Raw genomic sequence first — 13824 nt, 5'->3', positions numbered from 1 at the left:
TTTTGAAAATTAATAAGGATTTTGTATCGAGTGTAAAGTGCCTATTTTACGTAGGTTTATTTGTTATGCTCTTTGTGGAATCGCGGCAATTAGAAGGAAACTTACTTTACTGAATCGGGATACGTATGTTTTGGCACTGTTTTTTTGTGCTGGAAATCGGTGGATTCAAGACTGTGAGAAGAGCTTTCTTCTTATGGTCTTTTTTTATGGCGAAAATTGAATAGTAAATGAGTTCTTCTTGTGCTGTCCATAAAAAGCGTAGCTTCATTATGGATGAAAGAAGGAATTTGCATGTTTGAATTAAAAGTGCATGGTATAAAAAAATATATGGAAGCGACGCTGGTCGTGAACAGTTTTACATTGGAGGCATTTGAAGGGGACCGGATTGGGATTGTCGGCGCGAATGGCAGCGGCAAGAGTACGGTTCTTAAGCTGATTGCAGGCATAGAGCCGATGCATTACTACCCTGGCTACCCGCAAACTTCGAGCCCAGGGTATGATGAAGGCTTGATTCACAGGCCCCGAGGAGCGACGATGGCTTATCTTGAGCAAATGCCGACGTATCCGGAAGGCTTGAAAGTAATCGATGTGCTGAACCTGGCTTTTGAAGAGGTTCATGCGATTGAGAAACAGATGCGTGAAATCGAGGAGCAGATGCAGGTTCTAGAGGATGCGGCTTTGGAAAGAGCGCTGAATAAATATAGTGATTTGGTGAATCTATATGAAACCAAGGGCGGGTACGAACAGGAAGAGAAGTTAAGCAAGGTTCGCACCGGGCTTAAGTTTTCGGAGAGCTTTCTGCAAAAAGACTTCGATTTGCTTAGCGGCGGGGAGAAAACGACGGTTGGGCTTGGGAAGATCCTGATTCACCAGCCCGATATCCTGCTTCTTGATGAACCGACGAACCACCTTGATATGGATTCGATTGAATGGCTCGAAGGCTTTTTGAAAAATTATAAGGGGATTGTGCTGATTGTCTCGCATGACCGCTATTTCCTCGATCATGTCGTGAATAAGATCGTCGAGATCGAGGACATGGAAACGATCAGCTACAAGGGGAACTATTCCGCTTTTATCAGCCAGAAAGAAGAAAATATGAGGGTGCAGTATGAGCATTTCCGCGAGCAGCAAAAAAAGATCAATAACATGGAGAAGCAGGTGATGAGCCTTCGTGACTGGGCGATGCGAGCGGACAATAATAAGTTCTTCAAGCGCGCGGCCAGCATCCAGAAAAAGCTCGATAAACTGGACCGCATTGATAAGCCGATTTTTGAGCGGAGGAATATGAGGCTGAATTTCAATGACGCAGTGCGCTCTGGGAATGAGACGATCAAGGCGATGGGGCTCTCGAAGCGTTATGAAGATAAGGTGATTTTTGAGGATGCTGATCTGATGATTCAGTACGGTGAACGGGTCGGGATGGTCGGACCGAATGGGAGCGGCAAGACGACGTTCCTGAAGATGCTTTTAGGCGAGGAGCAGCCGGATGCAGGAGTGGTGGAATTAGGTGCGAATGTGATGGCCGCCTATCTGCCTCAGAAGATTGTTTTCGAAAATGAAGAACTTACGGTGCTTGAGTGCTTTCGGGAGGATATCTCGATTGTGGAAGGAAAAGCGCGTGAGTATTTGGCGAAGTTCATGTTCTATAAAAAGAGTGTCTTTAAAAAGGTGAAGTTCCTGTCTGGCGGCGAGCGGATTCGATTGAAGCTGGCGATGCTGATGTTCCAGGATATCAACTTGCTGATTCTCGACGAGCCGACGAACCATCTTGATATCGATTCCATCGAAACCCTTGAAGTGGCACTCGAGGATTTTAAAGGAACCATCTTCTTCATTTCGCACGATCGCTATTTTATCAATAAAATCGGCGAGCGCGTGATTGCGGTTGAAGACTTTGGCTTGAAGAGCTATCCGGGGAATTATGATGATTATAAAAGGGAGAAAGCTGCAACTGAGTCCGTGTCGGTACCGGTTTTGAAGGAGAAGGTGCAGCCTGATTCGGTAAATGCAGCTGCCGCGAAGCTCTTAAAGAAAATCGAAAGCCTGGAAAAAGAAATCACAGAGCTCGATTTGGTGATGGGGATTAACAAGGATTATGAGGAGCTAAATGAGCTGTATAGCAGGAAGCAGAGTTTGAATCATGAGCTTGAGTCTGCAATGGAAATGTGGCTGGGTTATGGAGAGTAAGGGGTTGGAAGCATGAGTTTTTATGCTTCCTTTTTTCTTTTTAGGAGGATAGCACTATAAATAAGTTGGAAAATTTAGAATTAATGCCCTAAAAAAGGAATATTTATGTTATAAATGAATAGGTATAAAGTTCTAGGAGGGGTAGTATGACATTATATGGATTATTGGTTTTAGTTCATGTCATCGCGGCCGTTGTTGGTTTAGGAGCGAGCTTTGGAATGCCGGTTGTTGCCAAGTTTGGTGCTAAATCAGTAACGAATGCAAAAGTTTGTTTTGAGATTAATAAAAACATAGAGAAATTCGCCAAGGTCGGATCGCTTACTTTGTTGGCCAGCGGAATCCTGATGGCCATTATTAATCCGGCATTGTGGTCACAGGGATGGTTCATTGGTTCCTTGATTATCTACATACTGATCCAGCCAGTGGTAGCAGCAATGATTCCGAAAACGATTGAAAAGCAGGTTGAAATGGTGATGAACAGCGGAGAAGGAGAATTGCCATCTGAATATCATCAGCTGGATAAGAAAGTCGCAAAGCTGAATGGCATCGCGCACGTTGCAGCTATCGTGCTGATCATTCTGATGTCGACTAAACCATTTTAGGGGGAAGCGGAAATGGAAGGTAAGACAGTGTATTATGATGGAAGCGGAGAAAAACAACAATCAGCAGGTGCTGGGCAGAAGCCGAACAACGTGGTCATCACAGCTGAGATGAGGAAGTCCCTCAGTGGAAACCCTTATGTGTTTGTAAAATAGAATAGGTTGAAGAGAGAGTGCTGCCCTTTGGGGCTGGTGCTCTTTTTTGTTTTGTTTGAAAAATGTCTTATTGAGCGGTGTGTTCGGACGGGAATTCAGTGAAACGGGTTGAGCATGATTACTTTACCAAAACATAAATACTATCAACTAGATAAAATCACCTGGGTGTCCTAAGCGCTCCAGCTCAATTACAGCATGTGGAATATAAACAAGAAATAGTATGACTAAGCTTTCTATGAAAAAAATAACTGAATTATGCAACTTTTACTACCAAACCTCCGTCTAAATGAATAGACTGCCAATCATTGGGTGATTAAGATTTTGCTAGATTGGGAATACTATATCTAACAACATATTAAATCGGAGGTAGATTACAATGAAACAAATTACGGAATTCATGAATGAAGAAGGTTTTGAGCTTAAGGGATATCTTTCACAACTTTTTGAACAAGCTTCTGATAAAGAAGAAAAGAAGAAACGCTGATCGCGGGACAGGCTGATCAGCGTTTTTTCATGTGCTGCAATACTTCATCGATTTTTGCGTGGTCTTCTGGTGATTCATCGATATGCTTCCACAAGAGTTTTCCCTCGACCGAATAGAGCCATGTTCCCCCCTGAATGTAGACGTCCTGCGTTTTCATCGACTTAATGACGAATTCTTTCTGCTTTTCATTTTTTGGGATGAAATTTTTAACTTTCCCGGTGATGAATCCAAAGCCTGCTTTCGCCAGCAGCTTCCATTTTGGCATCGTTTTATGCCCCATGCCGCGATACGCTTCACGGGAAGGATCCCCGAGTATTGGGAAAGGGAATGGTCCAAACTGATCAAGAAATTGCTTGATGAACGACCCTTTGGATGGGGCGATGGCAATGACCTGGTGGCCTGTTGCCTCTACTTCATTGATTCGCTCACGCAACTGCGCAAGATATGCCCGGCAAACCGGTCAGCCAAGCTGACGGACAAATACGACCATTGTTGGCGCGCCCTGAATGGCCGCGTCCAGCGTGATTGTTTTTTCTGGATCGGTTGTTTCCAATACAAAGTTCATGCGATCGTTTCCTCCTTACTATGATTTCATCTTATAAAAAATCATATAGAACTTCTTCCATAATGAAAAGTTTGAACGTTGTCGAAAGGTTTTTTGGAATTTTTTAAAAAATAAGAATAAAATAAACTAAACAGTCGGTTTATTTTTACAATAAGGGGAGGAATAATTGTGAACATTGAAATTAAGAGATTAAGTGATTGTCCGTTGAAGGATGGGGTAGAGGCTTACAATCGAGGGTTTGAGGGGTATTTTTACGATCAGAGCAAAACGATTGAGTCGTTCTCGAGGCGCTTTGGCCTGGATGAAATTTCGCCGGAGTACTCTGTCATCGCTTACCATGAAGGGAAGCCGGCGGGAATTGTGCTAAGCGGAATCAAAACCATCAATGGTGAGAAGATTGCCTGGAATGGCGGCACCGGGGTAGCGAAGGAGCTAAGGGGGAAGGGTGTAGGAAAAAAGTTGATGTACGCGGCTCTGGAGATCTACCGGGAAAACCAGGTGAAATATGCAACCCTTGAAGCAATCTCAAGAAATGAAGCCGCCATCCAGCTCTATCAATCTCTTGGTTTTAAGGTGAAGAGGAAGTTGAAATTTCTCCAGTACAATGAACCTTTTTCGGAAGGTGTTTTTGATTCCAAAAACGATCAAGTTGAATACGTGTCACCGAGTGAATTATCCAAGATTGATTTTTACCAGCATAAAACGTCTTGGCAAAATCATAAAGACAATATCCATGATGGCAATGCGATGATCCTGAGAGATGAGCAGAACGAAATCGCAGGTTTTTCCCTTTTTAAAAAAATGTATAAAGACGGAGTGGTGGCAAGCATTGGACTTCTGCAGCTGGAAGTCGCGGAGGGCCGGACTGACAGGCTTAATATCATGAAAACGCTCCTTAAGCATTCTTTCGCGCCGCTGGATGGTGCTTTCCAACGGACAACGGTCAACACGCCAGAGGAGAAGTTAGAGTTTCTTCAGTTATTGACGGATTCAGGATTCAGCCAATGGGAAGAACAAGTGTGGATGGTGAAGGAACTTAATATTTCTTAACAATCCTTTTCAATTAATTTACAACTCCTTAAAACCCAATTAATATCTCTCTAGTAAATTTGTACTTGTAGCAAGGGACATAATATTAGGGGGAATTAAGGAATGAAGAGTTTTAAAAAGTTAGCGATGTTCACAATGCTTGCTTCCGTGATGGCTTTCGGAACTGCTTGCTCTGATGGAGAGAAAAGCGCGGAAACAACAAATGGATCAAAGGAAACTGAAACTCAACTTGAAGGCAGCGTCGTGATCGACGGTTCAGGTACTGTCTACCCGTTCATGGCAAAAATGGCTGAGAAATATATGTCCAACCAAGAAGATGTATCTGTAGAAGTTAGCCGCTCTGGGACTTCTGCTGGTTTCAAGAAATTCCTAGTTGAAGAAGGAACAGACTACAACGATGCTTCCCGCCAGATCAAAGACGAAGAAAAGGCAAAAGCTGAAGAGCTTGGCATCGAAGTGAAAGAAATGAAAGTTGCTTTGGATGGATTGACGATTGTCATTAATAAAGATAACGAATGGGCAAAGGAACTGACAAAAGAAGAAGTTGTCTCTATTTTCCTGGCTGAAGGTGGAAAGAAGAAATGGTCTGATGTCCGCCCTGACTTCCCGGCTGAAGAGATTAAAACATATGGCCCTAACGAAAACCACGGAACATACGAATTCATGTTTGAAAACATTCTAGAAGAAAAAGACCTGGTCGAAGGCATCAACCTGCAGCAAGACTACTCTACACTGGTTGACCTAGTTTCAAAAGACAAGAACGCAATCGGTTTCTTCGGCTATGGTTATTATGCAAATAACAAAGATAAACTGGCTGCAGTAAATGTTGATTTCGGCAACGGACCAGTTGAACCTTCCCTTGAAACAATCAAGGAAGACGGCGAATACGGTCCATTCACACGCCCAGTGTTCACATACTTGAACGTAAACAATGCAAAAGAAAAAGCACAAGTACTAGATTATGCGATCTACACAATGAATAACGCACAAGATGTTGCCACAGAAACAGGCTTCGCACCACTGACAGACGAAGACATTCAGGCAACAATTGCAGAACTTGAAGGTTTGAAATAAGCGATTGCAGAAATCGAAGAATTGAAATGAACAAAAAGGAAGCATGGGATCCCATGCTTCTTTTTTTATGGTCTCGGGCTGATTAGCAAAAAAAAATAACAGTGGAGTCCACTGTTATCACATTTCATTTAATGCCGACATGAACTTATGCCGGTATTTCGCTTTGTTGAGCAATTGCTCGATCTCTTTTAGTGTTGAGTGGCGCTCGTTTTGGTTCTGGGCATTGAGTAGATGCGTCTTTAGTTCTGTTAATTTCATCATTTCTTCTGTAGAAAGATTGCTTTTCATTTGTGAATCCTCCTGTCGATTAGGATGAAAGTTGATGTTAACCATAGTGTAAATGGGGAATATTAAGGCAATACAGGAGTTTTATTAAGATTTTTCCATCGCAAAAAAACTGCCGGTTCAAAAACCGGCAGCGTGTTATTTACTGATATTATGGCGGAGTTTGCTAAAATCGGCTTCTTGATAGTAGCTGTTTTTCACCAGGATATTCGGGCCGAGGCAGGATACAGCCGGGCAGTGGCAGCTCAACTCACGGGCAATTGCGGAGTCCTGCCATGTTTGATAGGCGTCTTCGAGCTTTGTTGTCTGGATGTTGCCAAGCGGCGGAGTGTCGCCGAAATCGGTGACGATGATGTCGCCGTTGAAAATATTCACATTGAGTCGCGAACGGCCATCCGGGTCGTTCCTTACAGTTACATTTTTGCTGTTATAAAGACGTTTGAGAAGGTCCAGATCCTCCTGCTTAGTGCTGCATGCATAGAATGGCAGCGTTCCGAACAGCATCCACACGTTTTCGTCGCGGACGTCGAGCAGATGGTGGATCGCTCCGCGAATTTCTTCAAGTGTCAGGGATTCAAGGCTGCTTGCGAAATCGCTAGGGTACATCGGGTGCACCTCATGCCTCTGGCAGTGCATTTCATCGACGATTTGCTTGTGAATTTTCTCGAGATATGGCAGGGTACGCTTGTTCAGCATCGTTTCGGCCGATACCATGACGCCTGCTTTCACGAGCTCTCTGCTATTTTCTATCATTCTTGTAAAATATTTTTCGCGCTGCTGGTAGTCAGGTTTCTTTTCCATCATCGCGAATCCGCCTTCGACGAAGTCATCAACGGTGCCCCAGTTGTGTGAGATATGCAGCACATCCAAATATGGGATGATCATCTCATACCGCGATAGATCCATCGTCAAATTGGAGTTGATCTGCGTACGGACACCGCGTTCAGAAGCGTACTTTAAGATCGGCATGACATAATTTTTTACGGAGGAAAGGGAAAGCATCGGTTCGCCGCCGGTAATGCTCAATGAGCGAAGCTTCGGGATTTCGTCCAGCCGGTGCAAAAGCAGTTCCAATGGAAGTGCATCCGGGTCCTTTGTCTGCAGCGTGTAACCGACGGCGCAATGCTCACAGCGCATATTGCAAAGGGTCGTTGTCGTGAATTCGATATTGGTGAGTTGAGGCTTGCCGTATTGTTCGACATCAAGGTAAGCTTCCCAGGGGTCGTGTTGAGGGGTGATTGGTTTTATGTATGACATGATTGACTCCTTAATTAGTTATTTAGGAAAACCTCTTCATTATAGCTGAGTGGCCATGCTTTCGTGTATTCCGTCCCCCCTATTTTGGATGAGATTTTGCTTGAATAGGATGAGGGGTTTTACTGCAACCTAATAAGAATAGTAAAAATAGATTGGGGTACTCGCATATGACCGGAATTTTATTAGCCTTGCTTGCAGCCGTTTCATGGGGCAGCATCGTGTTTGTCAGCAATAAGCTCGGCGGTGATGAAGACAGCCAGACCCTTGGTACGACAATAGGGGCCTTGATTTTTGCAATTGGAGTTTTCATTTATAAAAGGCCGGATTTATCGACTCTTGTCTGGACAGTGGGTTTTATTTCGGGCTTGTTTTGGTCACTTGGCCAAAAAAATCAATTTGGGGCTGTCCGTTATTTGGGCGTAGCCAAAACGGCACCGATGTCGACGGGCTTACAGCTGATTGGCACGACTTTTTTCGGAGTGTTTATTTTTAAAGAATGGGATACGAAGATGAGTGTCGTAATCGGGATTGCAGCGCTGGCGTTGATCATTGCCGGGGCAGTGCTCACCTCGCTGAGACAGGGGGATGACAAAGGGAAGTCAAAGAGTTTGAAAAAAGGCTTCCTCGTCCTGCTTCTTTCGACGTTAGGGTTTGTTGGTTATGTCGTATTAATACGCTGGTTCAACATCGATGGCTGGGCCGCGATTCTTCCCCAGGCGATCGGGATGATTGTCGGCGCCATGCTGCTGACGATGCGCGGTAAACCGTACAACAAGTATGCCATCCGCAATATTGTGACCGGCCTGCTATGGAGTACAGGGAATCTTGGGCTTTTGCTTGCACTCCCAAAAATCGGAGTGGCGACAAGCTTTTCTTTATCACAAACAGGAATCGTGATCTCGACCATTGGCGGACTTTTCTTCTTAAATGAAAAGCGCAGTAAAAAACAGGTTTGGATGGTACTGCTGGGATGCCTGCTCATCATTGCAGGCGGTGTATTACTGGGCGTTACAAAAAGATAAAGGGGCGATTGGAATGTATCCAAATCTTGAAGGGAAAGTTGTGGTCATTACAGGGGCTGGAACCGGTCTTGGGAGAGCAATGGCTGAAAGATTCGGTGCGGAAAAGGCGAAGGTTGTCATCAATTATTTTAAAGAAGATGAAGATGTCCAGAGCATCATTGAGACCATTGAAAAAGCTGGAGGAAGCGCAAGTGCGATCCAGGGGGATGTAACAAAAGAAGAGGATATAAAACGGATGATTTCGCATGCCGTCAAAACGTATGGATCCCTGGACATCATGGTCAATAATGCCGGAATCGAAAACGAAGTCCCTTCAGAGGACCTCACACTCGACGATTGGAACAAGGTCATCTCGACCAATTTGACGGGGCAGTTCCTGGGCTGCAGAGAAGCGATTGATTATATGCTTGAGCATAAAATCAAAGGCTCGATCATTAATATGTCGTCCGTCCATCAGGAAATTCCGTGGCCTCACTTTGTCCATTACGCAGCAAGCAAGGGCGGTGTAAAATTGATGACCGAAACGCTCGCACTTGAATTTGCCCCGCATGGCATCCGTGTGAACTGCATTGCCCCTGGTGCAATTGATACACCAATCAATGCTGAAAAGTTCGCTGATCCGGAGCTGGAAAAAGGGGTTGTTGAGCTAATTCCGATGGGGTATATTGGCAAGCCGGAAGAGATTGCGGCATGTGCGGTGTGGCTTGCTTCGAGTGAAGCCAGCTATGTCACCGGCCTGACGCTGTTCGCTGATGGCGGGATGACCCAATATCCTGGGTTCCAGGCTGGGAAGGGTTGAGTCTGCCTTAGCACAAAAGAAAAAACAGAGGGCCTATCAATATTGGATAGGCCCTTCGTTATGGTGAAAAAAGGATAATGAAGGTGCTTGGAATCAGTCCGGACTCATTTTTTGTTGTTTTTGTTCGATCTTCCGGATACCGCCCATAAAAAACCTGACTAACAGGAATGTACCGGCGATTGAGGCGAAGCTGTGGAGGGAGGTCCAACTCTTTTTATATCGAATCAAATCTGTGTTTTTTTCAAGCCAGTCCTCCATAGCGGCTGATGGTGCACTGAATAATAGTGATTTTAATAGAATCGAGATCCAGCTGGATTGCCTGGTAATCTGGTTGAAATAGATGCAGGTTACCGGAAAGATAAGATAGCTGAATAAAACACTGATATCGAAGGTTTTAAATAAAGAAACAGGATATTTCAAATATCCTCTCTTGACCAGTACATTATCTAAAATGGAGGCTATGTAACCTTTCAATAAGAAAATCATGAGCCAATCTTTCACAGGCGGCTTTCTTAAAAGATGAAAAAAAGACAGTAAGCCAAAAACGAATAGGTAATTTAGTGTCTTCTTTTCAAGTTTTCTCCTCCTCAATAGTTTGACCTCCTGTCTGCAGATGATTGTTTTTATCATTCCTTCTATAAATGAGATTATTCTCCCGTCATTATAGGTGATTTAAAAAGTAATATTCCGAAATGTTGGAAATGATAACGTAAAAGGGGAATTTTAAGGGAGTTAGGTGATCAGATTATGATCAATGCGATTTATGCGATAGTTTGGATCGGGATCTTATTGAAATGGGGAGATTGGAAAAATTGGAAAGTGTACTATCCAACAATCCTTTTCCTTACCCTTGGAGATTTTATCTACCTTTATTTACTGTCAGATCATTATCCCATGTGGAAATATATCCCCGCGCCGGGAGATGAGGAAGTAGGAATTACGAATACGCACATCTCTTTCTCCATCATGGCAATAAAATATCCAGCAACATGCTTAGCTTATCTAGCCAACTTTCCGAAAGAAGGTATTATAACGAAATTTATCTATTATACAGGGTGGCTGATCCTTTATTTTGCCAATGAACTGGTGGATCTTCAATTTAACCTGATCAAATACTTCAATGGCTGGAGCATCTGGTGGTCCGCGCTATTTAATGCCGTCATGTTCCTGATTTTGAAAATTCATTTTCACAGGCCTTTGATTGCCTGGATTGCTTCCGCTATTTTTATTTTGTTTTTATGGAACCAATTTGATGTGCCTTCCAGGGTTTTTAGATAATGCTAGACATAAAAATGGCCTGATCCTTTACTTGGATCAGGTCTTGTTTTTATTAAGGAGAATTTATATGTTTCAACTTCGAGGAACGGTACATCTTAATACTCGGTAAAATAATTTATTTATTGCGGCAGTCTTGACTCACATCAAACTGGAATAGCTTATATATATGGGTCTTTTTTAGCTGTTTCACTAAATAGATTAGGAGGCTTTTATGAGAGCTGTTGTTTGCAATAAATATGGACCGCCTGATGTTCTTGAAGTAAAGGAAGTGGAAAAACCTATTCTCGGGGATCATCAAGTATTGGTAAGAATCCATGCGTCATCGGTGAATTACGGGAACCTGGTCCTTTTAAAAGGAGAGCCTTTTCTGGCCCGATTCGCGTTTGGTCTGTTAAAACCAAAATACTCTGTTCCTGGAGGGGACATAGCTGGAAGGGTTGAAGCGATAGGGAAGGATGTTAAACAGTTTAAGCCTGGTGATGAGGTATTCGGTGATCTTTCTGGCTGTGGATGGGGCGGGTTTGCTGAATATGCGGCTGTTCCTGAAAATGCCCTGGTTTTGAAGCCGGTGAATCTATCGTTCGAGGAAGCTGCCGCTGTTCCGATGGCTGCGGTGACAGCTCTTCAGAGTCTAAGGGACAAAGGCAAGATCCAGTCTGGACAGCAGGTACTGATCAATGGGGCTTCTGGGGGTGTAGGGACGTTCGCTGTGCAGATTGCTAAATCGTTCGGAGCTGAGGTAACGGGGGTCTGCAGCACAAGAAATCTGGACATTCTGCGGTCAATAGGAGCAGACCATTCAATCGATTATTCAAAAGATGACTTTACTCAGAAACCCAAGAGTTATGACCTAATTCTGGGTGTGAACGGCCATCATTCGATTTCAGCATATAAACGAGTATTAAATCCCGAGGGGAGCTTTGTTCACGTCGGCGGCTCTGAATCTCAAATGTACCAGGCTATGCTTCATGGGCCCTGGATTTCAATGACTTCAAGGAAGAAAATCGGCAGCTTTCTGCAGAGGCCAAAACAGAAGGATCTGGAATTTATGAAGGAGCTTATCGAAGCCGGCAAAGTTAAGCCCGTTATCGACCGTTCCTATAAGCTGAGTGAAGTCCGGGAAGCTTTCCGGTATTTTGGAGAAGGGCATTCCCAGGGAAAAGTAGTCATCACGGTTTGATAAATGTTCAGCGCAATGGTTTAAGAAGCTGTAAATAAAAAGCCTGATCTGAAAATCGATCAGGCTTTGCCCTGCAGAATGAACTGGCTGGTGATTTTGGATAATGATTTGGCCAGGCTGTTCAACTTCAAGCCAATTTCATCGGTGGATTCCATCTGCTGAACCTGGACCACGCTTGCTGTAAGCATTTCTTCTGCACTGATCAGTGTTTCCTGCGAAACGGACAGGAAGCTCTCGGCTCCATCAGCTAATTGTGGGAGCGTGTTTTCGAGGTTTTCCAGTTCGCCTTGCATGGAGTGGAGCTTGTCGCTGACGGAGGAAATCTCGTTCATCAGTTCGTCGAAGGAAATTTGTGAACTGCTTGCCATGGTTAAATTTGAGTTGATTTTTGAGTGCATCTCATCAAATTCAGCAGTTGCCCCCATCGTAATTTTCTCCATATTGTTGATCGCACGAGTGATGTCCTCTGCAGTTTTTGCAGATTGTTCTGCAAGTGAGCCTACTTCATTGGCGACAACGGCAAAGCCCTTGCCAGCATCCCCGGCGCGTGCGGCTTCGATTGAGGCATTGAGCGCCAGTAATTTCGTCTGGTCTGCAATTGCTTTTACCATGCCAACTAAATTCGTGATCGAATGTGAGTATTCTTTTACCTGATGGACCGTATTGGTTAATTGCTTGAAGTCTGTTTCGTAAGAATGAATCGTCGAGATTAGCTGGCCGATGCTCTTTTCGCCATTCACAGCTGATTCATTCATCCTCGCAGAACTGCTGAAGACACTGTCCATATTCGTTACCAGGGCTTCAATCATGTCTTTCATATCTTTAAAGCTTCTGACGCTTGTCTCTGAGCTGGCTGCGGTTTGCTCGGCTCCTCCTTTGACGAGGTGGATGGCGGCGACTAGCTGCTGGCTGCTTGCCAGGGTGCTCTGCGATGAATCCTTCAGCTCATTGCCTGTATTGCCCAACTCTTTTGTCGTAGCGGTCAGTTCTGTAACCATCTTCATCATCTGTTCGATCATGCTGTTGTAGCTTTTTTGCAATGAATTGATTTCAGGAATCGAGGTTCGGATGTCAGGCGCGCTTTGCAGGCGGCCTTCGCGGACCTTTTTCATGGTGTTTCTCAGCGCGTTCAAAGGTTTCGTCACTTTTTTTACAAACAGGCTGATCAAAATCGTGGCAGCCAGTAAGCTGATGAAGATAACAGCGATTGTAAAATAAGCCATTTCATTGACGGGTCCCATATATGTACTGGTTGGAATCAGGATGACGTAAATACCGTTGATTTCCTTCATTTCCTGAAAAGCAACGGTGTAGTCTTGTCTATTGAATACGGAGTGAACAACCCCGTTCTTGGATTCCTGAATCGACTTAAGCTGTTGGCTGGAAAAAGGAACCTCTGCCTTTTTGCTAACATTGAAGGGAGTCGCTTTTCCTTCGCTAATATAGTAGAAATCAGAGGCAATGCCGTCCTCTTGCAGCTTTTTTTGCTGTGAGCGGACATTGCTTTCAAGCTGCTGCCTGAAATAATCTTCGTCACTGACATATACAAATTTTAAATTTTCGGCTATGTATCCCATTAATTGAGCTTCTCTTTCGAGGCGATCCTCGATTGTGTCAACCGCCATGCTTCTCGCTTTCATATAAGAGCTGACACCCACGGTGACGACCGATATCAAAAGCAGCGAGAGGAATAAGAACAGCAGGCGGGTGCCCAGGGTGAAATGTGAAAACTTGGTTGCAAGCTTCAAAACAAAGACCTCCAATTTATCATACTATTGTCCTATAGGATAAATTATACAGAGGCATTGTAAATTGGATGTTAAGATATTGTAAGGGTCAGGTGGAGGGGGATAATGTCTAAAAAAATGATTGGGTATTGGAGGGGAAA

The 13824-nt window shown here is 44.1% G+C and carries 13 protein-coding genes and 1 pseudogene; 9 read left to right on the top strand and 5 right to left on the bottom strand.

Features of this window, described 5'->3' with window-relative positions; translation table 11 throughout:
* Window positions 1-291: 291 nt before the first annotated feature.
* From abc-f to ACXAEA_RS21760, 3 genes are all read left to right on the top strand, one after another.
* Complete coding sequence (gene abc-f / locus ACXAEA_RS21770) at window positions 292-2187, top strand: ribosomal protection-like ABC-F family protein (protein WP_475097933.1); 1896 nt, start codon at window positions 292-294, stop codon at window positions 2185-2187.
* Between the two features lie 146 nt (window positions 2188-2333).
* Window positions 2334-2789, top strand: a complete 456-nt coding sequence (locus ACXAEA_RS21765) for a DUF2269 family protein (RefSeq protein ID WP_475097932.1) — start codon at window positions 2334-2336, stop codon at window positions 2787-2789.
* Window positions 2790-2801: 12 nt separating this feature from the next.
* Window positions 2802-2942, top strand: a complete 141-nt coding sequence (locus ACXAEA_RS21760; protein ID WP_475097931.1) for a hypothetical protein — start codon at window positions 2802-2804, stop codon at window positions 2940-2942.
* Window positions 2943-3442: 500 nt separating this feature from the next.
* On the opposite strand, the pseudogene ACXAEA_RS21755 reads toward ACXAEA_RS21760, so the two are convergent.
* Window positions 3443-3874: pseudogene (locus ACXAEA_RS21755) on the bottom strand (AhpC/TSA family protein); the annotation flags it as partial.
* 285 nt (window positions 3875-4159) lie between these two features.
* On the opposite strand from ACXAEA_RS21755, the gene ACXAEA_RS21750 reads away from it, so the two are divergent.
* Together ACXAEA_RS21750 and ACXAEA_RS21745 are read left to right on the top strand one after the other, a co-directional pair.
* The gene (locus ACXAEA_RS21750; RefSeq protein ID WP_475097930.1) at window positions 4160-5041 is read left to right on the top strand and encodes a GNAT family N-acetyltransferase; all 882 of its coding nucleotides are present in this window, start codon (window positions 4160-4162) and stop codon (window positions 5039-5041) included.
* A 102-nt stretch (window positions 5042-5143) separates the two neighbouring features.
* Window positions 5144-6115, top strand: a complete 972-nt coding sequence (locus ACXAEA_RS21745) for a PstS family phosphate ABC transporter substrate-binding protein (protein WP_475097929.1) — start codon at window positions 5144-5146, stop codon at window positions 6113-6115.
* 117 nt (window positions 6116-6232) lie between these two features.
* Here ACXAEA_RS21745 and ACXAEA_RS21740 read toward each other — a convergent pair whose 3' ends face one another.
* Together ACXAEA_RS21740 and yfkAB are read right to left on the bottom strand one after the other, a co-directional pair.
* Window positions 6233-6403 (bottom strand): hypothetical protein, encoded by a 171-nt coding sequence (locus ACXAEA_RS21740; protein ID WP_475097928.1) that lies wholly within the window; start codon window positions 6401-6403, stop codon window positions 6233-6235.
* Window positions 6404-6538: 135 nt separating this feature from the next.
* Window positions 6539-7657 carry a radical SAM/CxCxxxxC motif protein YfkAB gene (gene yfkAB, locus ACXAEA_RS21735; RefSeq protein ID WP_475097927.1) on the bottom strand — a complete coding sequence of 373 codons (1119 nt, stop codon included), beginning with the start codon at window positions 7655-7657 and terminating at the stop codon, window positions 6539-6541.
* A 167-nt stretch (window positions 7658-7824) separates the two neighbouring features.
* Between yfkAB and ACXAEA_RS21730 the strand changes: the two genes are divergently transcribed.
* Both ACXAEA_RS21730 and ACXAEA_RS21725 read left to right on the top strand, forming a co-directional pair.
* Complete coding sequence (locus ACXAEA_RS21730; protein ID WP_475097926.1) at window positions 7825-8679, top strand: GRP family sugar transporter; 855 nt, start codon at window positions 7825-7827, stop codon at window positions 8677-8679.
* 13 nt (window positions 8680-8692) lie between these two features.
* On the top strand, window positions 8693-9478 hold the full coding sequence (locus tag ACXAEA_RS21725; RefSeq protein WP_475097925.1) for a glucose-1-dehydrogenase: 786 nt from the start codon (window positions 8693-8695) through the stop codon (window positions 9476-9478).
* A gap of 93 nt (window positions 9479-9571) precedes the next feature.
* Here the strand turns inward: ACXAEA_RS21725 and ACXAEA_RS21720 are convergent, their stop codons facing one another.
* Complete coding sequence (locus tag ACXAEA_RS21720) at window positions 9572-10069, bottom strand: CBO0543 family protein (protein ID WP_475097924.1); 498 nt, start codon at window positions 10067-10069, stop codon at window positions 9572-9574.
* Between the two features lie 156 nt (window positions 10070-10225).
* Here ACXAEA_RS21720 and ACXAEA_RS21715 point away from each other — a divergent pair, with 156 nt between their 5' ends.
* Together ACXAEA_RS21715 and ACXAEA_RS21710 are read left to right on the top strand one after the other, a co-directional pair.
* Entirely contained in the window at window positions 10226-10756 is a 531-nt protein-coding gene (locus tag ACXAEA_RS21715) for a CBO0543 family protein (RefSeq protein WP_475097923.1), read from the top strand.
* 211 nt (window positions 10757-10967) lie between these two features.
* Window positions 10968-11936, top strand: coding sequence for an NAD(P)-dependent alcohol dehydrogenase (locus ACXAEA_RS21710; RefSeq protein WP_475097922.1), 969 nt, complete (start codon window positions 10968-10970; stop codon window positions 11934-11936).
* Window positions 11937-11995: 59 nt separating this feature from the next.
* Here ACXAEA_RS21710 and ACXAEA_RS21705 read toward each other — a convergent pair whose 3' ends face one another.
* The gene (locus ACXAEA_RS21705; RefSeq protein ID WP_475097921.1) at window positions 11996-13684 is read right to left on the bottom strand and encodes a methyl-accepting chemotaxis protein; all 1689 of its coding nucleotides are present in this window, start codon (window positions 13682-13684) and stop codon (window positions 11996-11998) included.
* Between the last annotated feature and the right edge of the window lie 140 nt (window positions 13685-13824).

It is taken from the genome of Mesobacillus sp. ABV4_180 (assembly GCF_056158485.1).
Note: the sequence above shows the minus strand (reverse complement) of the source record. Positions and strands in the feature narration are given on the sequence as shown.

Coding starts and splice junctions, on each gene's coding strand:
- abc-f (WP_475097933.1), top strand. CDS start 292: ATGTTTGAATTAAAAGTGCATGGTATAAAAAAATATATGGAAGCGACG.
- ACXAEA_RS21765 (WP_475097932.1), top strand. CDS start 2,334: ATGACATTATATGGATTATTGGTTTTAGTTCATGTCATCGCGGCCGTT.
- ACXAEA_RS21760 (WP_475097931.1), top strand. CDS start 2,802: ATGGAAGGTAAGACAGTGTATTATGATGGAAGCGGAGAAAAACAACAA.
- ACXAEA_RS21745 (WP_475097929.1), top strand. CDS start 5,144: ATGAAGAGTTTTAAAAAGTTAGCGATGTTCACAATGCTTGCTTCCGTG.
- ACXAEA_RS21740 (WP_475097928.1), bottom strand. CDS start 6,403: ATGAAAAGCAATCTTTCTACAGAAGAAATGATGAAATTAACAGAACTA.
- yfkAB (WP_475097927.1), bottom strand. CDS start 7,657: ATGTCATACATAAAACCAATCACCCCTCAACACGACCCCTGGGAAGCT.
- ACXAEA_RS21730 (WP_475097926.1), top strand. CDS start 7,825: ATGACCGGAATTTTATTAGCCTTGCTTGCAGCCGTTTCATGGGGCAGC.
- ACXAEA_RS21725 (WP_475097925.1), top strand. CDS start 8,693: ATGTATCCAAATCTTGAAGGGAAAGTTGTGGTCATTACAGGGGCTGGA.
- ACXAEA_RS21715 (WP_475097923.1), top strand. CDS start 10,226: ATGATCAATGCGATTTATGCGATAGTTTGGATCGGGATCTTATTGAAA.
- ACXAEA_RS21710 (WP_475097922.1), top strand. CDS start 10,968: ATGAGAGCTGTTGTTTGCAATAAATATGGACCGCCTGATGTTCTTGAA.